Annotated in this window: 23 protein-coding genes and 4 tRNA genes; 17 read left to right on the top strand and 10 right to left on the bottom strand. The window is 60.1% G+C overall.

Translation table 11 applies throughout. The features are described 5' to 3' along the window. Nucleotides 1-36 precede the first annotated feature (36 nt). From accD to BOP93_RS17425, 10 genes are all read left to right on the top strand, one after another. Nucleotides 37-957: an acetyl-CoA carboxylase, carboxyltransferase subunit beta gene (gene accD, locus BOP93_RS17470; protein ID WP_005789754.1), complete on the top strand. Its 921-nt coding sequence runs from the start codon at nt 37-39 to the stop codon at nt 955-957. Beyond that, on the top strand, nt 954-2,261 hold the full coding sequence (gene folC / locus BOP93_RS17465; protein WP_104503686.1) for a bifunctional tetrahydrofolate synthase/dihydrofolate synthase: 1,308 nt from the start codon (nt 954-956) through the stop codon (nt 2,259-2,261). Before accD ends, folC begins: the two co-directional genes overlap by 4 nt. Continuing rightward, a complete protein-coding gene (locus BOP93_RS17460; RefSeq protein ID WP_104503684.1) occupies nt 2,245-2,907 on the top strand; it encodes an SPOR domain-containing protein in 663 nt (220 codons plus the stop codon). The genes folC and BOP93_RS17460 overlap by 17 nt, the downstream gene beginning before the upstream one ends. A 256-nt stretch (nt 2,908-3,163) precedes the next feature. Further along, entirely contained in the window at nt 3,164-3,721 is a 558-nt protein-coding gene (locus BOP93_RS17455) for a CvpA family protein (protein WP_104503681.1), read from the top strand. Nucleotides 3,722-3,761: 40 nt separating this feature from the next. After that, entirely contained in the window at nt 3,762-5,267 is a 1,506-nt protein-coding gene (gene purF / locus BOP93_RS17450; protein ID WP_104503679.1) for an amidophosphoribosyltransferase, read from the top strand. Between the two features lie 64 nt (nt 5,268-5,331). Further along, nucleotides 5,332-6,543, top strand: coding sequence for an O-succinylhomoserine sulfhydrylase (locus BOP93_RS17445; RefSeq protein ID WP_104503676.1), 1,212 nt, complete (start codon nt 5,332-5,334; stop codon nt 6,541-6,543). 11 nt (nt 6,544-6,554) lie between these two features. After that, nucleotides 6,555-7,319, top strand: a complete 765-nt coding sequence (locus tag BOP93_RS17440; RefSeq protein WP_065892472.1) for an SDR family oxidoreductase — start codon at nt 6,555-6,557, stop codon at nt 7,317-7,319. 100 nt (nt 7,320-7,419) lie between these two features. Next, nucleotides 7,420-7,495 (top strand) — tRNA-Val (locus BOP93_RS17435). Nucleotides 7,496-7,550: 55 nt separating this feature from the next. Continuing rightward, nucleotides 7,551-7,627, top strand: a tRNA-Asp gene (locus tag BOP93_RS17430). Nucleotides 7,628-7,732: 105 nt separating this feature from the next. Continuing rightward, nucleotides 7,733-7,809: transfer RNA gene (locus BOP93_RS17425), tRNA-Asp, on the top strand. A 158-nt stretch (nt 7,810-7,967) separates the two neighbouring features. Here the strand turns inward: BOP93_RS17425 and BOP93_RS17420 are convergent. Further along, complete coding sequence (locus BOP93_RS17420; protein ID WP_104503673.1) at nt 7,968-9,251, bottom strand: NAD(P)/FAD-dependent oxidoreductase; 1,284 nt, start codon at nt 9,249-9,251, stop codon at nt 7,968-7,970. Nucleotides 9,252-9,435: 184 nt separating this feature from the next. On the opposite strand from BOP93_RS17420, the gene BOP93_RS17415 reads away from it, so the two are divergent. Then, nucleotides 9,436-9,512 (top strand) — tRNA-Val (locus BOP93_RS17415). A 205-nt stretch (nt 9,513-9,717) separates the two neighbouring features. Here BOP93_RS17415 and BOP93_RS27475 read toward each other — a convergent pair. After that, complete coding sequence (locus BOP93_RS27475; protein WP_157943516.1) at nt 9,718-10,032, bottom strand: hypothetical protein; 315 nt, start codon at nt 10,030-10,032, stop codon at nt 9,718-9,720. 156 nt (nt 10,033-10,188) lie between these two features. Here BOP93_RS27475 and BOP93_RS17405 point away from each other — a divergent pair, with 156 nt between their 5' ends. The 4 genes from BOP93_RS17405 (at nt 10,189) to BOP93_RS17390 (ending at nt 12,995) form a co-directional block, all read left to right on the top strand. After that, nucleotides 10,189-10,902, top strand: a complete 714-nt coding sequence (locus BOP93_RS17405; protein WP_065896102.1) for a DUF969 domain-containing protein — start codon at nt 10,189-10,191, stop codon at nt 10,900-10,902. Next, nucleotides 10,899-11,849: a DUF979 domain-containing protein gene (locus BOP93_RS17400; protein ID WP_065934055.1), complete on the top strand. Its 951-nt coding sequence runs from the start codon at nt 10,899-10,901 to the stop codon at nt 11,847-11,849. Before BOP93_RS17405 ends, BOP93_RS17400 begins: the two co-directional genes overlap by 4 nt. Before the next feature lie 7 nt (nt 11,850-11,856). After that, nucleotides 11,857-12,486 carry a pyroglutamyl-peptidase I gene (gene pcp, locus BOP93_RS17395; protein ID WP_104503671.1) on the top strand — a complete coding sequence of 210 codons (630 nt, stop codon included), beginning with the start codon at nt 11,857-11,859 and terminating at the stop codon, nt 12,484-12,486. A gap of 62 nt (nt 12,487-12,548) precedes the next feature. Next, nucleotides 12,549-12,995 (top strand): anti-virulence regulator CigR family protein, encoded by a 447-nt coding sequence (locus tag BOP93_RS17390; protein WP_104503669.1) that lies wholly within the window; start codon nt 12,549-12,551, stop codon nt 12,993-12,995. Between the two features lie 7 nt (nt 12,996-13,002). On the opposite strand, the gene BOP93_RS17385 is transcribed toward BOP93_RS17390, so the two are convergent. The 3 genes from BOP93_RS17385 to BOP93_RS17375 are packed head-to-tail and all read right to left on the bottom strand — an operon-like array spanning nt 13,003 to nt 15,374. Next, on the bottom strand, nt 13,003-14,403 hold the full coding sequence (locus tag BOP93_RS17385; protein WP_104503667.1) for a heavy metal sensor histidine kinase: 1,401 nt from the start codon (nt 14,401-14,403) through the stop codon (nt 13,003-13,005). After that, on the bottom strand, nt 14,400-15,071 hold the full coding sequence (locus BOP93_RS17380; RefSeq protein WP_104503664.1) for a heavy metal response regulator transcription factor: 672 nt from the start codon (nt 15,069-15,071) through the stop codon (nt 14,400-14,402). Before BOP93_RS17380 ends, BOP93_RS17385 begins: the two co-directional genes overlap by 4 nt. A 42-nt stretch (nt 15,072-15,113) precedes the next feature. Next, a complete protein-coding gene (locus BOP93_RS17375; RefSeq protein ID WP_104503661.1) occupies nt 15,114-15,374 on the bottom strand; it encodes a DUF2790 domain-containing protein in 261 nt (86 codons plus the stop codon). 207 nt (nt 15,375-15,581) lie between these two features. On the opposite strand from BOP93_RS17375, the gene BOP93_RS17370 reads away from it, so the two are divergent. Next, nucleotides 15,582-16,277: an HAD family hydrolase gene (locus BOP93_RS17370; RefSeq protein ID WP_104503660.1), complete on the top strand. Its 696-nt coding sequence runs from the start codon at nt 15,582-15,584 to the stop codon at nt 16,275-16,277. Here the strand turns inward: BOP93_RS17370 and BOP93_RS17365 are convergent. Both BOP93_RS17365 and csrA read right to left on the bottom strand, forming a co-directional pair. Beyond that, a complete protein-coding gene (locus BOP93_RS17365; protein WP_104503658.1) occupies nt 16,259-16,519 on the bottom strand; it encodes a hypothetical protein in 261 nt (86 codons plus the stop codon). The two genes, BOP93_RS17370 and BOP93_RS17365, sit on opposite strands and share 19 nt — an antisense overlap. A gap of 205 nt (nt 16,520-16,724) precedes the next feature. After that, nucleotides 16,725-16,919: a carbon storage regulator CsrA gene (gene csrA / locus BOP93_RS17360; RefSeq protein WP_003192511.1), complete on the bottom strand. Its 195-nt coding sequence runs from the start codon at nt 16,917-16,919 to the stop codon at nt 16,725-16,727. Between the two features lie 260 nt (nt 16,920-17,179). Here csrA and BOP93_RS17355 point away from each other — a divergent pair, with 260 nt between their 5' ends. Continuing rightward, a complete protein-coding gene (locus BOP93_RS17355) occupies nt 17,180-17,545 on the top strand; it encodes an SPOR domain-containing protein (RefSeq protein ID WP_104503655.1) in 366 nt (121 codons plus the stop codon). Nucleotides 17,546-17,576: 31 nt separating this feature from the next. Here the strand turns inward: BOP93_RS17355 and BOP93_RS17350 are convergent, their stop codons facing one another. The 3 genes from BOP93_RS17350 to BOP93_RS17340 all read right to left on the bottom strand — a co-directional run bounded on the left by BOP93_RS17350 (nt 17,577) and on the right by BOP93_RS17340 (nt 19,804). Continuing rightward, nucleotides 17,577-18,266 (bottom strand): endonuclease, encoded by a 690-nt coding sequence (locus BOP93_RS17350; RefSeq protein ID WP_104503653.1) that lies wholly within the window; start codon nt 18,264-18,266, stop codon nt 17,577-17,579. A 4-nt stretch (nt 18,267-18,270) separates the two neighbouring features. Beyond that, nucleotides 18,271-18,522 (bottom strand): DUF1654 domain-containing protein, encoded by a 252-nt coding sequence (locus BOP93_RS17345; protein WP_173667473.1) that lies wholly within the window; start codon nt 18,520-18,522, stop codon nt 18,271-18,273. 193 nt (nt 18,523-18,715) lie between these two features. Next, nucleotides 18,716-19,804, bottom strand: coding sequence for an asparaginase (locus tag BOP93_RS17340; RefSeq protein ID WP_057721561.1), 1,089 nt, complete (start codon nt 19,802-19,804; stop codon nt 18,716-18,718). Nucleotides 19,805-20,149: the final 345 nt, after the last annotated feature.

Raw genomic sequence — 20,149 nt, 5'->3', positions numbered from 1 at the left:
GGCTGTGTTCAAGCCACCGGTACTGGAGAAAGAAGCATGAGCAACTGGTTAGTAGACAAACTGATCCCCTCGATCATGCGTTCCGAGGTGAAGAAAAGCTCGGTTCCTGAAGGTCTGTGGCACAAGTGCCCGTCCTGCGACGCGGTGCTGTATCGCCCGGAGCTGGAAAAGACCCTGGACGTTTGCCCCAAGTGCAACCACCACATGCGTATTGGCGCGCGCGCGCGTATCGACATCTTCCTCGACGCCGACGGCCGCAACGAACTGGGCGCTGACCTAGAGCCGGTCGACCGTCTCAAGTTCCGCGACAGCAAGAAGTACAAGGACCGTCTGGTCGGTGCGCAGAAGCAGACCGGCGAGAAAGACGCGCTGATCTCCGTCAGCGGCAAGCTGCTGGGCATGCCGGTGGTGGTCTCGGCGTTCGAGTTCTCCTTCATGGGCGGCTCGATGGGTGCCATCGTCGGTGAGCGTTTCGTGCGCGCCGCCAACTATGCCCTGGAAAACCGTTGCCCGATGATTTGCTTCGCCGCCTCCGGTGGCGCGCGTATGCAGGAAGCGCTGATTTCCCTGATGCAAATGGCCAAGACCTCGGCGGTATTGGCGCGTCTGCGTGAAGAAGGCATTCCGTTCATCTCGGTATTGACCGACCCGGTATACGGCGGCGTTTCCGCCAGCCTGGCGATGCTGGGCGACGTGATCGTCGGCGAGCCCAAGGCCCTGATCGGCTTTGCCGGCCCGCGCGTGATCGAGCAGACCGTGCGTGAAAAATTGCCGGAAGGTTTCCAGCGCAGCGAGTTCCTGCTCGAACACGGCGCCATCGACCTGATCATCCCGCGCGGTGAGCTGCGGCCACGCCTGGGTAACCTGCTCGCGCAAATGATGGGCCTGCCAACGCCTGTCTACGTCGCGCCTAAAGTCGAGCCGATTGTGGTGCCGCCGGTGCCGGCTAACCTATGACCCAACGTACCCTGGGCGAATGGCTCGCCTACCTCGAGCAGTTGCATCCGTCCGCCATCGACATGGGCCTGGAGCGCTCGCGACAGGTAGCGGCCCGCCTGGGGTTGGGGCGCCCGGCACCGCGTGTTATCACCGTAACCGGCACAAACGGCAAAGGTTCGACCTGCGCCTTTGTCGCTGCGTTGCTGCAGGCCCAGGGGCTGAAAGTCGGCGTCTACAGTTCGCCGCACCTGCTGCGCTATAACGAGCGGGTGCAGCTCAATGGCGTCGACGCGAGCGACGCGCAACTCTGCGAAGCCTTCGCCGCCCTCGATGCAGGGCGTGGCGACATTTCCCTGACCTATTTCGAGATGGGCACCCTCGCGGCGTTGTGGCTGTTCGAGCGTGCGCAACTGGATGTCGTCGTGTTGGAAGTGGGTTTGGGCGGGCGTCTGGACACGGTCAACGTGGTGGATGCCGACATGGCGCTGGTCACCAGTATCGGTGTCGACCACGTCGACTACCTGGGCGATACCCGCGAATCCGTGGCTTACGAAAAGGCTGGGATCTTTCGCCCGGGTAAACCCGCGCTGTGCGGTGATATTGATCCGCCGCAACCCTTGCTGGATAAGGTACGTGAGCTGGATTGCCCGTTCTTCCTGCGTGGGCGCGAATTCAAGCTGGAGATCGGCGATCAGCATTGGCAGTGGTCCGGGCGCGATGCCCGGGGCCAGACAGTAGCATTGCGCGATTTGCCGCTGCTGAACCTGCCGATGGAAAATGCCGCGCTCGCGCTGCAAGCCTATCTGTTGCTGGATCTGCCGTGGGACGCCGGGCAAATTGCCGCAACCCTACTGGCGACGCGGGTCGTGGGGCGCCTGGATCGTCGCACCGTCGAGTGGCAAGGCAAGCGTCTTAACCTGCTGCTGGATGTGGGTCATAACCCTCACGCCGCCGAATATCTGGCGCAGCGGCTGACGCGCACGCCATTGTCCGGCCGTCGCCTGGCGGTGTTCGGCTTGCTGGCCGACAAGGATCTTGATGGCGTGGTTGCGCCGTTGCTCGCCAGCGTTGAGTCCTGGGCCGTTGCGCCGCTGGATACGCCGCGTAGCCGTGCGGCGGCTGAACTGCAAATCGCCTTGCAGAACCTTGGTGCGCCGGTGGCGTCGTATGCAAGCGTCACTGCCGCCCTCGAGGCGCAATGTGCGGTGGCGACGGCCGACGACGAGATTCTGTTGTTCGGATCATTTTATTGTGTTGCCGAGGCGCTCGAATGGCTGGCCCGGCGCTCCACGGAGGAAGCTGCACATGGCATTACTCGATAGCGCATACAAGCAGCGAATGGTCGGAGCCCTGGTGTTGGTGGCATTGGCGGTGATTTTCCTGCCGATGCTGTTTTCCCGTCAGGACGAACAGCGCCAGGTGGTGGTTGAAGCGCCCGCTGCGCCCCAGGCGCCGGTGGTGCCCCAGGTTCAGCTGGAACCGGTGGTGGTGCCTGAACCGCAGGCGCTGCCTGAGCAGGAGTCGGTGCCGGCCGATGCCGAGGTCGCAGCACAGCAGGCACCGTCCATGCCGGTGCAACCGAGTGTTCCAGTGGTCAAGCCGGCTCCGGCTGCGCCTGTCGCAGCCGCCAAGCCCGCCACGCCGACGCCTGCGCCCAAGCCGGTCGCGCCACAGCCTGCCGCGCCGGGCAAGCCGGACGTAGGTCAGAGTCGTATCGACCCGAATGGGTTGCCGATCAGTTGGTCGATTCAAGTGGCCAGCCTGGGCAACCGTGAAGGCGCCGACGCGTTGCAGAAAAAGCTGCGCGCCCAGGGTTACAACGCTTATATCCGCAGCGCCGATGGCAAGAATCGGGTGTTTATCGGGCCTCTGATCGAGCGCGCCGAGGCGGATCGCCTGCGGGATTTGCTGGATCGTCAACAGAACCTTAAGGGGTTTGTGACCCGGTTCCAGCCCGAGCGCGGCTGATTTCGAAACGGTTTGAGCCTGAAATGCAGTCAAGTGTGGGAGGGGGCTTGCCCCCGATAGCGGTGGGTCAGTCAGCACATCTGATACTGAGCCACCGCCATCGGGGGCAAGCCCCCTCCCACATTGGTTTTCAGTGGTCTTGAAATGGTGTTCACACTGCCCAATCTATTGATTTGCAAAGCACCCGTAATCACCGCTTACCGATAGCCCGGCGCTCTGCTAAAATGCGCCGCCTTATCCGTACGTAGGCTGCACTGTGCCATTTACCTGGGTTGATTGGGCGATCGTTGCAATCGTCGCCATCTCCGCGTTGATCAGTCTGAGCCGCGGCTTCGTCAAAGAAGCACTGTCGTTGCTGACCTGGATCATTGCAGGAGTCGTCGCCTGGATGTTCGGTGGTTCATTGTCGATCTACCTGGCCGGGTACATAGAGACACCTTCGGCCCGCGTCATCGCGGGCTGCGCCATCATGTTCATCGCCACGCTGCTGGTGGGGGCAATGGTCAATTATCTGATTGGCGAGTTGATACGTGTCACCGGCCTGTCCGGGACCGATCGATTTCTCGGCATGGCCTTCGGCGCCGCGCGTGGCGCATTGCTGGTGGTCGTGGCGGTCGGGCTGTTGAGCCTGGGGCCGGTACAGCAGGATGCGTGGTGGCAGGAGTCGGTACTCGTGCCAAAATTTCTATTGGTTGCAGATTGGTCCAAGAACCTCATTCTGGGGTGGAGCAGTCAGTGGCTGGCCAGCGGAATCAGCGTACCCGCTGATCTTCCGTTCAAGGAACACCTCTTGCCGGCCAAAACGCCTCAGTAAGAGTGTTCAGTCAAGATTCATTAAGTAGGGGTTGCGTCGCATGTGTGGCATCGTCGGTATCGTCGGTAAGTCGAACGTCAATCAGGCGCTGTATGACGCGCTAACCGTCCTCCAGCACCGCGGCCAGGACGCTGCCGGTATTGTGACCAGCCACGACGGCCGGTTATTCCTGCGCAAGGACAATGGCCTGGTACGTGACGTGTTCCACCAGCGTCATATGCAGCGCCTGGTCGGGCACATGGGCATTGGCCATGTGCGTTACCCGACCGCCGGTAGCTCGACCTCGGCCGAAGCTCAACCGTTCTACGTCAACTCGCCTTACGGCATCACCCTGGCGCACAACGGTAACCTGACCAACGTTGAACAGTTGGCCAAGGAGATTTACGAGTCCGACCTGCGCCACGTCAACACCAGTTCCGACTCGGAAGTGCTGCTCAACGTGTTCGCCCACGAGCTGGCCCAGCGCGGCAAGCTGCAGCCCACCGAAGAAGACGTGTTTGCCGCGGTGATCGACGTGCACAACCGGTGCGTCGGTGGTTATGCCGTGGTGGCGATGATCACCGGTTACGGCATTGTCGGTTTCCGTGACCCCCACGGCATTCGCCCGATCGTGTTCGGCCAGCGTCACACCGACGAAGGCGTCGAGTACATGATCGCCTCCGAAAGCGTATCCCTGGATGTGCTGGGCTTCACGTTGATCCGCGACCTGGCACCGGGTGAAGCGGTCTACATCACCGAAGACGGCAAGCTGCACACCCGTCAGTGCGCGGTTGCGCCGACACTCACACCATGCATCTTCGAACACGTCTACCTGGCGCGTCCGGACTCGATCATCGACGGCGTATCGGTCTATAAAGCTCGACTGCGCATGGGTGAGAAGCTGGCCGAGAAGATCCTGCGCGAACGTCCCGAGCACGACATCGACGTGGTCATCCCGATTCCGGATACCAGCCGTACCGCTGCGCTGGAGCTGGCCAACCATCTGGGCGTGAAGTTCCGCGAAGGTTTCGTCAAGAACCGCTACATCGGCCGTACCTTCATCATGCCCGGCCAGGCGGCGCGCAAGAAGTCGGTGCGCCAGAAGCTCAACGCCATCGAGCTGGAGTTCCGTGGCAAGAACGTGATGCTGGTGGATGACTCGATCGTGCGCGGCACCACCTGCAAGCAGATCATCCAGATGGCTCGTGAAGCCGGTGCGAAGAACGTGTACTTCTGTTCTGCGGCGCCTGCCGTGCGCTACCCGAACGTGTACGGTATCGACATGCCGAGCGCCCACGAACTGATTGCCCACAATCGTTCCACGCAAGACGTGGCGGATCTGATCGGTGCCGACTGGTTGATCTACCAGGACCTGCCTGACCTGATCGAAGCGGTGGGCGGCGGCAAGATCAAGATCGCCGAGTTCGACTGCGCCGTGTTCGATGGCAAGTACGTGACCGGTGATATCGATGACGCCTACCTGAACAAGATCGAGCAAGCGCGCAACGACTCGTCCAAGATCAAGACCCAGGCGGTCAGTGCGATCATCGATCTGTACAACAACTGAGTAGACACCGGCCCTGAGGGGCCGGTTTTGTATCTTAAATAAAGAATATGTGAGGAGTGGCAGCATGAGTCAGGAATGGGATGCCGGTCGGTTGGACAGCGACCTCGATGGCGTAGCTTTCGATACCCTGGCTGTGCGCGCCGGCCAGCACCGTACCCCGGAAGGGGAGCACGGTGACCCGATGTTCTTCACCTCCAGTTACGTGTTCCGCACGGCGGCCGACGCCGCCGCGCGCTTCGCCGGTGAGGTGCCGGGCAACGTTTACTCGCGCTATACCAACCCGACCGTACGTGCGTTCGAAGAGCGTATCGCCGCTCTGGAAGGGGCTGAACAGGCGGTGGCGACGGCGACCGGCATGGCGGCGATACTGGCGGTGGTGATGAGTCTGTGCAGTGCCGGCGACCACGTACTGGTGTCGCGCAGCGTATTCGGTTCGACCATCAGCCTGTTCGAGAAGTATTTCAAGCGCTTTGGTATCGAAGTGGACTACGTACCCCTGGCGGATTTGTCCGGTTGGGCGGCGGCGATCAAGGTCAATACCAAGCTGCTGTTCGTTGAGTCGCCGTCCAATCCGCTGGCTGAACTGGTGGATATCGCCGCGTTGTCCGAAGTGGCGCACGCCAAGGGCGCGATGCTGATCGTGGATAACTGCTTCTGCACCCCGGCCCTGCAGCAGCCGTTGAAGTTGGGCGCGGACATCGTGGTGCACTCGGCCACCAAGTTTATCGACGGCCAGGGCCGTTGCATGGGTGGCGTAGTGGCCGGTCGCAGCGAGCAGATGAAGGAAGTGGTGGGCTTCCTGCGCACCGCCGGCCCGACCCTGAGTCCGTTCAATGCGTGGATCTTTCTCAAAGGCCTGGAAACCCTCAGCCTGCGCATGAAGGCCCATTGCGCCAACGCCCAGGCCCTGGCCGAGTGGCTGGAACAGCAGGACGGTATCGAGAAGGTGCATTACGCCGGCCTCAAGAGCCATCCGCAGCACGCATTGGCCCAGCGCCAGCAGCGCGGGTTCGGCGCGGTGGTGAGTTTTGAAGTCAAGGGCGGCAAAGAGGGCGCCTGGCGCTTTATCGATGCCACGCGCCTGATCTCGATCACCGCCAACCTGGGTGACAGCAAAACCACCATCACGCACCCGAGCACCACCTCCCACGGGCGCCTGGCGCCGCAGGAGCGGGAAGCCGCGGGCATCCGTGACAGCCTGATTCGCATCGCGGTCGGGCTGGAAGATGTCGCCGACTTGCAGGCAGACCTGGCCCGCGGGCTGGCGGCTTTGTGATCGAGTGGTCCATGGAGGCCGCAGCGGCCAGTAATGGGCGCGTTGCGCTGGTGACCGGTGCGGCGCGCGGCATTGGCCTCGGGATCGCGGCGTGGCTGATCAGCGAAGGCTGGCAGGTGGTGTTGACCGACCTGGACCGCGAGCGCGGTTCCAAGGTGTCCAAGGTGCTGGGCGAGAATGCCTGGTTTATCACCATGGACGTGGCTGACGAGAAACAAGTGGCCCAGGGTGTCGCCGAGGTATTGGGGCAGTTTGGGCGCCTGGATGCGCTGGTGTGCAATGCGGCGGTGGCCGATCCACGCAATATCACCCTGGAAAGCCTTGACCTGGCGTACTGGAACCGCGTGCTGGCAGTCAATCTCAGTGGGCCGATGCTGCTGGCCAAGCATTGCGCACCGTACCTGCGCGCCCATGGTGGCGCTATCGTCAATTTGGCCTCGACACGGGCCCGCCAATCGGAGCCGGACACCGAAGCCTACGCGGCGAGCAAAGGTGGCCTGCTGGCGCTGACGCACGCCCTGGCGATGAGCCTGGGGCCGGAAGTGCGGGTCAATGCGGTCAGCCCCGGCTGGATCGATGCGCGAGATCCTGCTGCGCGGCGGGCCGAGCCGCTTACCGATGCCGACCATGCGCAGCATCCGGCGGGCCGGGTAGGGACGGTGGAGGACGTGGCGGCCATGGTAGCGTGGCTGCTGTCGCGCCAGGCCGGGTTTGTCACCGGACAGGAGTTCGTGGTGGACGGCGGCATGAGCAAGAAGATGATCTACAGCGAGTAGGGCGGTCTTGAAGCATTTTTGTCTTTTTCAGAAAAACTTCAAGCGGGCTATTGACTTAGGTCCGCTATCTGCGTAAATTTCGCGGCCTCAACGAAGCAAAGGGTGATTAGCTCAGCTGGGAGAGCATCTGCCTTACAAGCAGAGGGTCGGCGGTTCGATCCCGTCATCACCCACCACTTCTTGAGAGTTTTGCCCCAGGGCAAGACGCAACGTTAAAGGTTGCACCGACGCGCAGCGGTAGTTCAGTCGGTTAGAATACCGGCCTGTCACGCCGGGGGTCGCGGGTTCGAGTCCCGTCCGCTGCGCCATATTTCCCAGGTTCGAATTTTCGAATTTGAGATTGAACAGCTAAGGCTGATCAGTCAGATGTTTAAAGGTGATTGAGGTTTAATGCTCAATCAGCCAAGCGATACGCAGCGGTAGTTCAGTCGGTTAGAATACCGGCCTGTCACGCCGGGGGTCGCGGGTTCGAGTCCCGTCCGCTGCGCCATATCAGCTTCAAGGCCCGCTGAACGCCTCGAAGCACAAGCGAAGCCATTGGCTGCCCTTGATTCGATAGCAAAGACCCTGGTCGAAAGACCGGGGTTTTTTGTGTCTACGATTTGTCTAGTCCAGGCGAGGAGCCGGCGAACCGGCGCCCGTCGTTCATCAAAAACCCAGCTTGTCCCGCAGCCCGTAGTACCAAGCGCCCATTGCGGCAAAGGGCGTGCGCAACAGCTGTCCACCCGGGAAGGGGTAGTGGGGCAGGTCGGCAAAGGCGTCAAAGCGCTCGGCCTGGCCTCTTAATGCCTCGGCCAAAACCTTGCCCGCCAGGTGCGTATACGTCACGCCATGGCCGCTGCAGCCCTGTGAGTAATAGATGTTGTCGCCGAGGCGGCCCACCTGCGGAAGACGCGACAGGGTCAGCAGGAAATTGCCGGTCCAGGCGTAGTCGATCTTCACGTCCTTGAGCTGCGGGAACGCCTTGAGCATCTTTGGCCGGATGATCGCCTCGATATTCGCCGGGTCCCGGGCGCCATACACCACGCCGCCGCCGAAGATCAGGCGCTTGTCGCGGGTGAGGCGGTAGTAGTCGAGCAGGTAGTTGCAGTCTTCGACACAGTAGTCCTGCGGCAACAAGGTCCTGGCCAATTCGTCGCCCAGTGGCGCTGTGGTAATCACCTGGGTGCCGCACGGCATTGATTTGGCCGCCAGCTCCGGCACCAGGTTGCCCAGGTAGGCATTGCCCGCAACGATGATGAACTTGGCCCTGACCTTGCCTTCGGCGGTATGCACCACCGGGTTGGCGCCGCGCTCGATACGCACGGCGGCCGACTGCTCATGGATTGTGCCGCCGAGGGACTCGACGGCCTCCGCTTCGCCCAGTGCCAGGTTGAGTGGGTGGATATGCCCACCGCTCATGTCCAACAGGCCGCCTACATAGTTGTCACACGCCACGACTTCGCGGATGCGACGCTCGTCCAGCAGTTCCAGTTGCGTATGGCCGTAACGCTCCCACAGGCGCTTCTGTGATTCCAGGTGGCCCATGTGCTTGCTGTTGAGCGCGGCGAACACGCCGCCATCCTTCAAGTCGCACTGGATCTGATATTTGGCCACGCGCTCACGAATGATCCTGCCGCCCTCGAAGGCCATCTCGCCCAGCAACTGCGCCTGCGTGGGCCCGACGCTGCGCTCGATGACATCAATATCGCGGCTGTAGCTATTGACGATCTGCCCACCATTACGACCGGACGCACCAAAACCCACCTTGGCGGCTTCCAGGATCGTCACGCGAAAGCCGTTCTCGAGCAAAAACAGCGCGCTGGAAAGACCGGTATAACCGGCGCCAATCACACAAACATCGGTCTCGACCTCACCTTGCAGTACCGGGCGCGGCGGAGCCGCGTTCGCGGAGGCGGCGTAATACGACTGGGGGTAGGGGGTGTTCGCCATCCTGGAACCTCTGTTTTATATTTTTTACGAGTGCGACGATGCTACCTGAGTTGAAAATAGCCTGCCAGCCACGCGTAATTCGCGGGCGTCTGGCCCGCGAATAAAAAATTCGCATATTCATAGGGTTAGCTGCAAAAAAGATGTTGACACCCCTACGGAATTCCGTAGAATGCCGCCTCACAGCAGGCACGTAGCTCAGTTGGTTAGAGCACCACCTTGACATGGTGGGGGTCGTTGGTTCGAGTCCAATCGCGCCTACCAAACAAAATCCGCTCTGCTGGGCGGTCTGGAAGGGCTCACCGAAAGGTGGGCCCTTTTTTGTTGTCTGGAATTTGATCGTTCCCTCGCTCCGCGTGGGAATGCATCGCGTGACGCTCCGCGTCACCATTGCGCAGATCTGAATTTTGCACTGAAAGCGGGACGCGGAGCGTCCAGTGAGGCATTCCCACGCAGAGCATGGGAATGATCAGGTCAACAGCGTCTTGCGGCGCTTTTGGGGCGCTGGTGTTTCGGTCAACAGAAGAGCGTCGCCACCGACAGCAGACAAATGATCTGGACCACCATCTGGCAGCGTATCTCGCCAATTGCTGTCGCCATACTGCTCATCTGACCGGCATACATAGCTGGAGCCCTCATTGTCGGCAATAGCACCCTGGATGCTGCGCAGGCGCATCATCGTTGAGTATAGGGCGAATCCCGAATCCCTCCAGTTACCCAATCGCGCAGTACCAATATCCACAAAATTTATTGGTTTGCAGCAACAGTTTTTCTTGTTGGACACCTCCCGCCTCAAGGCAGCAAAGTTGCCGCCACTGCTCGACCTTCCGGGTCAACAATAAAAAAAACCAGCCGACTGCACGCCACTTTCATGCTGTGAGCCCTTTGCTCACATCCTGCTGTAATGGCGCCGCAGCGCGCACTAAAGGACCTCTTCGCCATGCAAACTGTTGTGAATTTATGGCCGTTGATCGGCGTACTTGTCATCGTGGTCGGCTTTGTATTGCGCTTCAATCCGTTGCTGGTGGTTACCGCCGCCGCTATCGCCACCGGGCTCGCCGCCCAGTTCCCGCTGGAGAAAATTCTCGCCACCATGGGGGATGGTTTCCTCCAGACCCGTGCGCTGCAATTGATCCTGTTATTACCGCTGGCGGTGATTGGCCTGTTGGAGCGACATGGCCTGCGCGTGCATGCACAGAATTGGATCGCCCGTTTCGAGCGCGCGACGGTGGGGCGTCTGCTGATCATCTATCTGTTTGTACGTGAATCCACTGCGGCCATGGGGCTGACCAGCCTGGGTGGGCATCCGCAGATGGTGCGGCCATTGCTCGCGCCGATGGCCGAAGGTGCGGCGGAAAAACGCTACGGCAAGCTGCCGGACAAGCTGCGTCACAAGGTATTGGCGATGTGCGCCGCCACCGACAACGTGGGGCTGTTTTTCGGTGAGGACATCTTCGTCGCCTTTGGTGCGATCGCCTTGATGCATACCTTTCTGCTGGGCTCGGGGATCGATGTGGAGCCGCTGCATATTGCGGTGTGGGGCATCCCGACGGCGATCTGTGCCTTTATCATTCATGCCATTCGACTGCATCGGTTCGATCGACGGTTGACCCGTGAGATGAGCGCCGCCCCCTCGGTGGAGGCCGCACAATGATTATTTCCATTCAATACCTGTACTGGCTGGCCGGTGTGCTGTTGCTGATCACCGCCGGCATGATCCTGCTGGATCGCACCCATCCCAAGCGTTGGTCGACATCGCTGTTCTGGCTGCTGTTTGCCATTCCGTTCCTGGTGGGAGAGCGCCTGCCTTCGGTGGTCATCGGTGGCGGCATTGTGGTGATGGCGTTGATTGCCGGCCTGGGGGGCGTCGGCCGTGGTCAGCATGCGCAATTGCATGACAAGGCGTCCCGCGCCAGTGCCGCTCGCCTGGGTCACAAGCTATTCATACCCGCGCTGGCCATTCCGCTGACCACGGTGATTGGCTCGGTATTGCTCAAGCACACCGAAATCGGCGGTGTGCCGCTGCTCGATCCGAAGAACACCACCTTCGTCTCGCTCGGCATCGGCTGCCTGATCGCCCTTGGCCTCGCCTGCTGGCTGACCCGCGATACGCCCGTGCAGGCCTTGCGCGAATCGCGTCGCCTGACCGAAGCCCTGGGCTGGGCCATGGTGCTGCCGCAGATGCTGGCCATGCTCGGGCTGTTGTTCAATGAAGCCGGGGTTGGCACGGCGGTCGCCCACGTCACCACCACGTACATCAATCTGGATTTCAAATTGGTGGCGGTAATGGTCTATGTGCTGGGCATGGCGTTGTTTACGGTGATCATGGGCAACGGCTTCGCGGCGTTCCCGGTGATGACCGGCGGCGTCGGCGTGCCGGTGCTGGTGGGCATTTACGGCGGCAACCCGGCGGTCATGGCTGCGATCGGCATGTTCTCCGGCTACTGCGGTACGCTGATGACACCGATGGCGGCCAACTTCAATATCGTGCCGGCAGCATTGCTGGAGCTGCCGGACAAGAACGCGGTGATCAAGGCCCAATTGCCCACCGCGTTGATGATGCTGGTGGTCAATATCGTGCTGCTTTATCTGTTGATGTGAGGCCAGGATGAAAACCCTATTGCTGACCGGCTTCGAGCCTTTCGACCACGACGTGGTGAACCCCTCCTGGGAGGCGGTGCGCCTGCTGGAAGGGGTGGAACTGAGTGATGACGTGCGGATCGTCGCGCGCCGATTGCCCTGCGCTTTCGCCACTGCTGCAGAGAGCTTGATTCAGCTTATCGAGGAACTGCAACCGGCCATGGTCATCGCGACCGGCCTGGGGCCCGGGCGCAGTGACATCTCCATCGAGCGCGTCGCGATCAACGTCAATGATGCGCGCATCCCGGACAACCTGGGCGCCCAGCCAATTGACACGGCAGTGGTGGAGGGCGGCCCGGCCGCTTACTTTTCGACATTGCCGATCAAGAGCATGGTCAGGGCGGTACGTAAGGCCGGTATTGCGGCCTCGGTTTCGCAGACAGCGGGAACTTTTGTGTGCAATCAGGTGTTTTATCGATTGCAACACGCGCTGGCGGGCTCTGCGGTGCGCAGTGGGTTTATCCATGTGCCGGGCTTGCCCGAGTTCGGTCAGCCGTCGATGGAGTTGCCTGTGTTGGTGGAGGGCTTGCGCCTGGCGGTCTTGGCGGCTTGGCAAACCCAGGCGGACATCGTGGAAACAGGTGGTCGGGTGAGCTGATTCAATACGGGATGGAGTAGCCTCGACTACAGTTACGCAGGCATCCATCTGGGAAGTACACCATGATCAAATCCTCGAAGCTTGTCTCTGTCGCGTTGTCGCTCGCAGTATTTGCAGGCAGCGGTACGGCCCTGGCCGATCCCGGCAATGGCAAAGGCCAGGGCAATAATAAAGGTAATAACTCGGCGGGGCAGGGGCACGACAAACCTAAAGGCAAGGGTCCGGCCGGCAACCACGGGCCCAGCGTTGATCGAGGCAGCGTGCTGAGCCTGGTGGGCGGTAACCGAGATTACTGGAGTCCGGGGCCTGCTTTGCCGCCGGGTATTCAGAAAAATCTGGCTCGCGGCAAGCCGTTGCCGCCCGGTATCGCGAAGAAACTCGATGGACGCCTGGCGGGGCGCCTGCCCCATTACGATGGGTATGAGTGGCAGCAGGCGGGTACCGACTTGATATTAGTAGCCATTGCCACCGGTATCATCTACGAAGTCCTCAACGGGGCATTCGATTGATTGGATTTCACGCTTCCCGTGCGGGGAAAAACAACTCGAACGTCGTCATGCTGTCTTCACTGCTGACGCGATACCGCCCGTTATGCAGTTGCATGATGGTGGCCACGATCGACAGCCCCAGCCCATTGGATTGAGAGGACCGCTCGCGGGACTCATCCACCCGGTAGAACCGTTCGAACAGCCGCGGCAGATGCTCGGCGGGAATGGTCTCACCCTGGTTGCTGACCCTTACGTTGACGCCCTCGTCGGTTGCAATTGCCTGGACGCTCAGCGCCGAGCCCGGCGCTCCATACTTGATGGCGTTGGCGCACAGGTTCGCCAGGGCGCGGCGCAGAAGCATCGGCTCAGCCCAGATCACGCCTTTGCCCTGGACAACGATGTGCATGCCCGCGTCAGCGGCCAACCCTTCGAAATAATCGGCGATGCGCTCCACCTCGTCCGTTGCGTCCAGCGCGTGGCGTTGGCGCAACGCGCTGGCCGGGTCCGTGCGTGCCAGGAACAGCATGTTGTCGAGCATCCGCGCCAGGCGTTCGAGTTCTTCGACATTGGACGCCAACAATTGCTGGTAGCTTTCGATACTGCGCTGCTGCTGCAAGGCAACCTGGGTTTCGCCGAGCAGGTTATTGATCGGCGTGCGCAGTTCGTGGGCCATGTCGGTCGAGACCTGGCCCAGTTGCACAAAGCCCTTGGACAAACGCTCAAGCATGGTGTTGAACGACTCGATCATCGGTAGCAGTTCTTTCGGGGCGCCCTCGCTGTCGAGGCGCTCGGCCAGGTTGCCGACGCCGATTCCTTGCGCGTGCCGGGCCAGGCGGCGCAAGGGCAGCAAGCCGCGATGCACCAGCAGGTACCCGGCCAATGCCAGGATGATCGCAGCGATGCTCGCCAGGATATAAACGCTCAGTCGATAGCTGGCGAGTACCACGGTGCGCTCGGTCATCAGGCGGCCGCTGGTGACTTGCAGGCTGCCCAGGTCACCGGCGTTGATGGTCGCGGCGACCGTCGAGAAGGGAATGCCGTTGAGCCCCGGCAAGTGCTGTACATCGCTCAGCGCCAGTACGTGATTCCCGGGCACCGGCTCTATCGCAGGCAGTTCGATATTGGCCGGGTTCACCAGCAGCAGGGGTTGTTGTCCGGGGGCCGCGATGCTCAATACGGATTCACGGTTGCCGAGCATGTTCTGGAACAACTCGGGCTTGGTCTTGATCAGGTCCAGGGTATTGCTGTCGCTGAGCAGGTTGCGCAGTTGATCGACTCGGGAGATCAGCGCGGTGTCGTCGCGGCGGATCAGCTCGCGCTCCAGCTCGCGGTACAGTGCCACGCCCAGGGTGGCCAGCAAGGCAAAGGCGAGCAGGGCGAAGATCAGCGCCAGGCGCAGGGTCAGTGAGTAATGACGACTGCGGCTCATGGCTGGGTATCGAAGCGGTAGCCGATGCCACGCACACTGTGGATCAACTTGAGTTGGAACGGGTCGTCGATTTTCAAGCGCAGGCGCCGCACGGCCACGTCGACCACGTTGGTGTCACTGTCAAAATTCATGTCCCATACCCGCGAGGCAATCAGCGAGCGTGACAGCACTTGGTCCTGGTGAGTGGCGAACAGGTGCAGCAGGGCGAATTCTTTATTGGTCAGGGTAATGCGCGTGCCGGCACGCGTGACGCGGCGCTTGAGTACATCGATTTGCAGGTCGGCGATGTGCAGGTGTTCTTCTTCCCGCGTCGGGCCGCGCCGGGTCAGGGTGCGCAGGCGCGCGACCAGTTCGGCGAAGGAGAAGGGCTTGATCAGATAATCGTCGGCGCCCAGCTCCAGGCCCTTGATGCGGTCAGCGATATCATCGCGGGCGGTCAGGAACAGCACCGGCGTATCGGCCTCCCTGCGCAGGCGGCGCAGTACTTCCCAGCCATCCATTTTCGGCATCATCACATCGAGCACGATCACGTCGAACGGCGTTTCCAGGGCCTGGTGCAAACCGTCCACGCCATCGCGGGCCAGGCTGACGCTGTAACCCAGTTCCTGCAAGCCATTGAGCAGATAGTTGCCGGCCTTGGGTTCGTCTTCGACTACGAGGATGTTCATGGGAAATGCCCTGATTCAATGGGTTGCGCCAGTTTAGCTCGATCAATTGTCACTGGCGCAACCGATGCCTTGCACCCGGTAATCCAGCACGTGTTCCCGGTCCTGATGATCCAGGTAGCGCAGTTGCGCCGGGACGATACCGCATTGGCCATAGGTGTCGGTACTGGAGAGCACCTTGGCCACATCCAGGTGGACGAAAAAGCCGGTTCGATCATGGATCACGGAAGCGGCTGGGGCGGCGTCGGCGGCAAATACCGAGGTGGTGGCGAACAAGGCAATCAAGGCGAGGGCAAACCGTTTCATGGCCAAATCTCTCTGTGAAGGATGGCTGCCGGGGCCGGCAGTGAGTTCACAGTAACCAGGCGACCTGAACAGCCAACCAACAGGATGATGACAAGTTCGTCATTCAAGGTTTGGGGCGGGGCGCCTGGCAACGTTTACAAGTGGCGAGGTGAACCGTAGATTGCATGGCATCGATCATTTGCTTGAACACCTGGGGGAAGCCGCGTCGTGTCCAGCCAAAATCCTGCCGTATTTACCCGGCGCTACCGGGCCTTTCTGTTCGATATGGACGGAACCCTGCTCAACTCCATTGCCGCTGCCGAGCGGGTATGGAGCCGTTGGGCCGAACGCCATGGCCTGGATGTGGAGGCGTTCCTGACCACCATCCATGGCGCCCGCGCAATCGATACGATCACGCGCCAGGCGTTGCCGGGCGTGGACGCTCAAGCCGAAGCGGCGTGGATCACCGACGCTGAAGTGAACGATGTCGAGGGCATCGTGGCGATTGGCGGCGCGGCTGAGTTCCTCAAACGCTTGCCTGCCGAGCAGTGGGCGCTGGTCACGTCTGCGCCCAGGGCCTTGGCCCTGCGTCGAATGGAAGCTGCGGGTATTCCCGAGCCGGCGATAATGGTGACGGCCGAAGATGTCGCCAGCGGCAAGCCCGATCCGGCGTGTTACGTGCTCGGTGCCCAGCGCCTGGGCGTGCCGGTGCAGGATTGCCTGGTGTTCGAGGATGCGACGGTCGGCATTCGAGCCGCAGAAGCGGCGGGAGCGGATGTGATGGTGGTGACCTCGACGCACCTGGCTCCCATGGCGACTGAACATGCCTGTATCGATGGGTATGAAGGGCTGCAGGTCCTGCAGGAAGCTGATGGCCTGCTGACTGTGCGGGAGCGGGGAGAAAGTCAGCGTGTCGCTTTTTGATGGGTGCGATGGGCCTCGCGCTGGCACAGCTTGCGCAAGATTGTCTTTTGAATGGGCTTGAGGCAGAACGCAAACAGGTAGGCGCAGAGGAGTAATGCCAGGTCCAGCCAGGAGTGGTCAGTCGCGTCGAAAGCCCCCTCGACTTCCCATCGCAGTCCATACCCGAGCGCCAGAAAAATCAGGCCTATCAGCAAGGTGATCGTCCAGGACAGGGAAACCATGGGTGTGACGGTTGGCCTCATCGACGTGCTCCTGAATACATTCGGACCGCAGGATGGCGTGGGATTTGGCTGCAAATGATGCAACAAGTTCCTGGCATCATGGCAGTTTCATCTTGCAGCGCGGGGGCATGTTCGAGGCGTACAGCTTGGATAAATAAGGCGAACGGGGCGATCGGGTTTTCGCCAGCCGTTACGGTGAAGCAAAAGGCTGGCTACTGGAGGTGCTTCAAGGCGTCTGGTTTTTGTCCGGCGCAGTGAGGCCGGCCTGGATGCGCTGATAAATTTCCTCGCGATGCACGGCAACATCCTTGGGGGCGTTGATGCCGATTCGTACTTGCTGGCCGCTAACGCCCAGGATGGTGATCGTAATATCGTCACCGATGTTTATGCTTTCACCAACTTTGCGGGTGAGTATAAGCATGGACTTCTCCTTGATTACTTTTAAGGACACATGTTCAGACAGGGCAGGTGTCGGATGTGCGTAGCTTACTGCGAAGCGCTTCCCTGTGACTGCCTCTTTTAGGACGCATAGAGGCGACATTAATTCCCATGGCGGCATCATACAGGTCGCGATACATGATTCGCATTGTTTAAGCCAACGTTTATGACGGCCAGAATAGACAGTGAATGGTAAAGTCGCCTCTTTATCTTCAAAGGAGCAGGGCAGTGCGTAAAGTAGCGATGGCAATTGCGGTGTTGGCATTGGCCGGATGCGGCGAAGGCAAGCCTGTCAATGCACCCAAGGCCAAGCCTGTCGTGACCGAAAGCCAGCCACAGAGCGGTGCGATTGCCGCGCAGGAATGGGATATATGGGTGGGGTCGCCGGATCACAAGCTGCAAGCGATCACTGACTTGACCGCTTGGTTGCTGGAGCACGGTTTCAATTTTTATATCGTGAAGGCAGACGGCAAGGATCAGGTACTGCTTGGCCCGTTTGCCACCAGGGCCGAGGCTGAGGCCAAGCAGGTACTGCTCAACGAAAAGATGGCGCGGGCCAAGAAAAACGACACCGTGTCAGAGATCATCGAACACAAGGTCGCGCAATAACGGGGCGGATGGGCGCCAGGTGCGCCCCTCTTCATCCGCAGGCCTTCAGATTTACCGGGCCGACAAACTCATTGCCTCGGCCCATCACACAGCCCACCGTCTGGTTGCGCTGGCGCTCCCAGTGTTGCACCGGGTAGGTCTTGTTCCAGGCTTCATACAGTTGGCGATCCTGTTTCGACAGGCGCAGGCCGTATTGCTTGCTCATATAAAAATAGGTGCGTGCGATCATCCCGCGAATCGATGGGCGCGGCATGACCTTCTTGGCCTTGAAGTCCACCTGGGTGAGGCATGAACCGTATTGCCCGCTTTGCACCGGCAGCCAGCCGAAGCTGAAGTTGTTACGGTCGCCGTTCACCTCGCCGATGCTCGGCACCAGATTATGCAGGTCTGCTTCGGCACGCTTGAACACGTCGTCATGGCGCGTGCAGTTTTTACGCCCGCCATCTTGCCAACACTGGCGCTGATGGCCGATCTGCCAGGCGGGCACAATATGTTCCCATTCGATGCGCGCAGCGCGGTTGGCGTTCTTGCGTGGAATATATCCGCAGGCTTTCAGGTCTATGCGGTTGCCGGTGTATTTGCAGCCGCAATAAAACTCGGTGGATTGGGGGGCGTAGAGCTTCCAGGCGATTTTCTTGGCTTCACTGAAGGTTCGTGGGGCTTGGGCGTTGGCGGTGACAGTAAAAAACAGGCAGCACACAGCGAAAAAACGGACACTCATTCAATCAATCTTCCTTCGGCACAACCCAGAAAATCTGCACGCCGCCGTCATCCCTGTAGGCGAGGGTGACGTTGTCGTTTTCCGCAATTTCTTCAAGCAGGCGCGCCCACTCGTCCTCGGGCTCATCCGGCAAGCGGAAGATCAACGCTGCCTTGGCTTTCTGGGCGTTGGTCGAATTAATGATCTTTTGTACGCGAATGGCCAGGCGTTGGTAGGCGTCAGGCGTTGCGGGTGCTGCGGAGGAGGGCTTTGCCACGGAGTATTCCTTAGTAAGCTGTACGCACATACAGTATTTAACTGTAGGTGTTTTCGCAACTGCTTAAATTCAAAGACATCCGTCTGACAGCAAATTTGGAAATTTGCTGTGATCTGCTGCGAGAAGTTTTAGGTGTGAACCTGATGTGGCGAGCAAGCAATTTACCTCGCCACAATGTCAGGTAGGTGTGGAATCAGTATTCCCAGAACATCCGTTGCAGCTCTTTGCTGTCCTGGGTCTTGGTCAGGGCGACCATTGCCAGGATGCGGGCCTTCTGCGGGTTCAGGTCAAGGGCAGCCACCCAGTCGTATTTATCGTCTGGCTGTTCAGCGTTACGCAGCACCATGCCACCGGCATTGACGTGCGAAGAGCGAATGATCTGCACGCCTTGTTTGCGCAACTCCACCAGCGCCGGAACGACCTTGGACGACACCGAGCCATTGCCAGTGCCAGCATGGATGATCGCTTTGGCGCCCGCTTGGGCCAAAGCTTTATAGGCGGTGTCGCTCACGTTGCCGTAGCCGTAGGCAATTTCAACGTCAGGCAGGCTCTTGATGGTCTTGATGTCGAATTCCGAATCCATGGTGTGACGCTTGGCCGGCAGGCGGAACCAGTAGGATTTGCCTTCAACGACCATGCCCAATGGCCCCCATGGGCTCTTGAACGCCTCCGTCTTGATGTTGATCATCTTGCTCACGTCGCGACCTGACTGGATCTCGTCGTTCATGGTCACCAGCACGCCTTTGCCGCGCGCGTCCTTGCTGCCTGCGACGGCAACGGCGTTGTACAGGTTGAGCATGCCGTCCGCTGACATGGCAGTGCCTGGGCGCATGGAGCCGACCACGACGATAGGCTTGTCGGTTTTTTCAACCAGGTTAAGGAAGTAGGCGGTTTCTTCAAGGGTGTCGGTACCGTGGGTGATCACGATGCCATCCACGTCCTTGCTGTCGGCCAATTCGGCGACGCGGCGACCCAGTTGCAGCAGGTTTTCGTTGTTGATGCTTTCCGACGCAATTTGCATCACTTGTTCGCCGCGTACATTGGCGATCTGGCTAAGCTCAGGAACGCCGGCGATCAATTGTTCGATACCAACTTTGGCTGCCTGGTAGGTAGCGCTGTTGGCCGCACTGGCGCCCGCGCCAGCAATGGTGCCGCCAGTGGCGAGGATCACCACATTGGCGAGCTTGGTCTTGCTTTCGACTTCTTTTGCCTGAGCGGCAACAGGGAACAGCAGCAGGAGGGCTAAGGCCCCGGGAACAAAGGATTTCAATGCAGATTTCATTATTTTTCTCTCTGGTTTTTGATGAGTGCGGTAGCAGATTTATCCAGAACACCCGGGCGATTCTGAACGCCTCGAGGTGCTGAGAAAGAGCAGGATTTGTACCAGGCCAATGGTGAATGAGTAGATAAAATAACTTATTGATTTAAAACAACTTAAATCGCCTGTTCAGGCTAGTCTGACGCGTTGCTGTCCGGCTTTCCGAACACGGGAGTCATTAATGTTCGGTTGCCCGAAAGCCCTGACGGTATTTACGTTGGACCCTTGTGTGAATCGTCGCCAGCCCTGTCGTTTCAGACACCGCCAGAGTGAACGGCATTTTCAGGATGAAAGGTTGGCGACGGGCGT

This window comes from Pseudomonas orientalis (genome assembly GCF_002934065.1).
Classification (GTDB): Bacteria; Pseudomonadota; Gammaproteobacteria; order Pseudomonadales; family Pseudomonadaceae; genus Aquipseudomonas; species Aquipseudomonas orientalis_A.
This window is presented reverse-complemented; position numbering and strand designations above follow the sequence as displayed.

Excerpts from the sequence above, each read along its gene's own strand:
- accD (WP_005789754.1), top strand. The coding sequence starts at position 37 with ATGAGCAACTGGTTAGTAGACAAACTGATCCCCTCGATCATGCGTTCC.
- folC (WP_104503686.1), top strand. The coding sequence starts at position 954 with ATGACCCAACGTACCCTGGGCGAATGGCTCGCCTACCTCGAGCAGTTG.
- BOP93_RS17460 (WP_104503684.1), top strand. The coding sequence starts at position 2,245 with ATGGCATTACTCGATAGCGCATACAAGCAGCGAATGGTCGGAGCCCTG.
- purF (WP_104503679.1), top strand. The coding sequence starts at position 3,762 with ATGTGTGGCATCGTCGGTATCGTCGGTAAGTCGAACGTCAATCAGGCG.
- BOP93_RS17445 (WP_104503676.1), top strand. The coding sequence starts at position 5,332 with ATGAGTCAGGAATGGGATGCCGGTCGGTTGGACAGCGACCTCGATGGC.
- BOP93_RS17440 (WP_065892472.1), top strand. The coding sequence starts at position 6,555 with ATGGAGGCCGCAGCGGCCAGTAATGGGCGCGTTGCGCTGGTGACCGGT.
- BOP93_RS17420 (WP_104503673.1), bottom strand. The coding sequence starts at position 9,251 with ATGGCGAACACCCCCTACCCCCAGTCGTATTACGCCGCCTCCGCGAAC.
- BOP93_RS17405 (WP_065896102.1), top strand. The coding sequence starts at position 10,189 with ATGCAAACTGTTGTGAATTTATGGCCGTTGATCGGCGTACTTGTCATC.
- BOP93_RS17400 (WP_065934055.1), top strand. The coding sequence starts at position 10,899 with ATGATTATTTCCATTCAATACCTGTACTGGCTGGCCGGTGTGCTGTTG.
- pcp (WP_104503671.1), top strand. The coding sequence starts at position 11,857 with ATGAAAACCCTATTGCTGACCGGCTTCGAGCCTTTCGACCACGACGTG.
- BOP93_RS17390 (WP_104503669.1), top strand. The coding sequence starts at position 12,549 with ATGATCAAATCCTCGAAGCTTGTCTCTGTCGCGTTGTCGCTCGCAGTA.
- BOP93_RS17385 (WP_104503667.1), bottom strand. The coding sequence starts at position 14,403 with ATGAGCCGCAGTCGTCATTACTCACTGACCCTGCGCCTGGCGCTGATC.
- BOP93_RS17380 (WP_104503664.1), bottom strand. The coding sequence starts at position 15,071 with ATGAACATCCTCGTAGTCGAAGACGAACCCAAGGCCGGCAACTATCTG.
- BOP93_RS17375 (WP_104503661.1), bottom strand. The coding sequence starts at position 15,374 with ATGAAACGGTTTGCCCTCGCCTTGATTGCCTTGTTCGCCACCACCTCG.
- BOP93_RS17365 (WP_104503658.1), bottom strand. The coding sequence starts at position 16,519 with ATGAGGCCAACCGTCACACCCATGGTTTCCCTGTCCTGGACGATCACC.
- csrA (WP_003192511.1), bottom strand. The coding sequence starts at position 16,919 with ATGCTTATACTCACCCGCAAAGTTGGTGAAAGCATAAACATCGGTGAC.
- BOP93_RS17355 (WP_104503655.1), top strand. The coding sequence starts at position 17,180 with ATGGCAATTGCGGTGTTGGCATTGGCCGGATGCGGCGAAGGCAAGCCT.
- BOP93_RS17350 (WP_104503653.1), bottom strand. The coding sequence starts at position 18,266 with ATGAGTGTCCGTTTTTTCGCTGTGTGCTGCCTGTTTTTTACTGTCACC.
- BOP93_RS17340 (WP_057721561.1), bottom strand. The coding sequence starts at position 19,804 with ATGAAATCTGCATTGAAATCCTTTGTTCCCGGGGCCTTAGCCCTCCTG.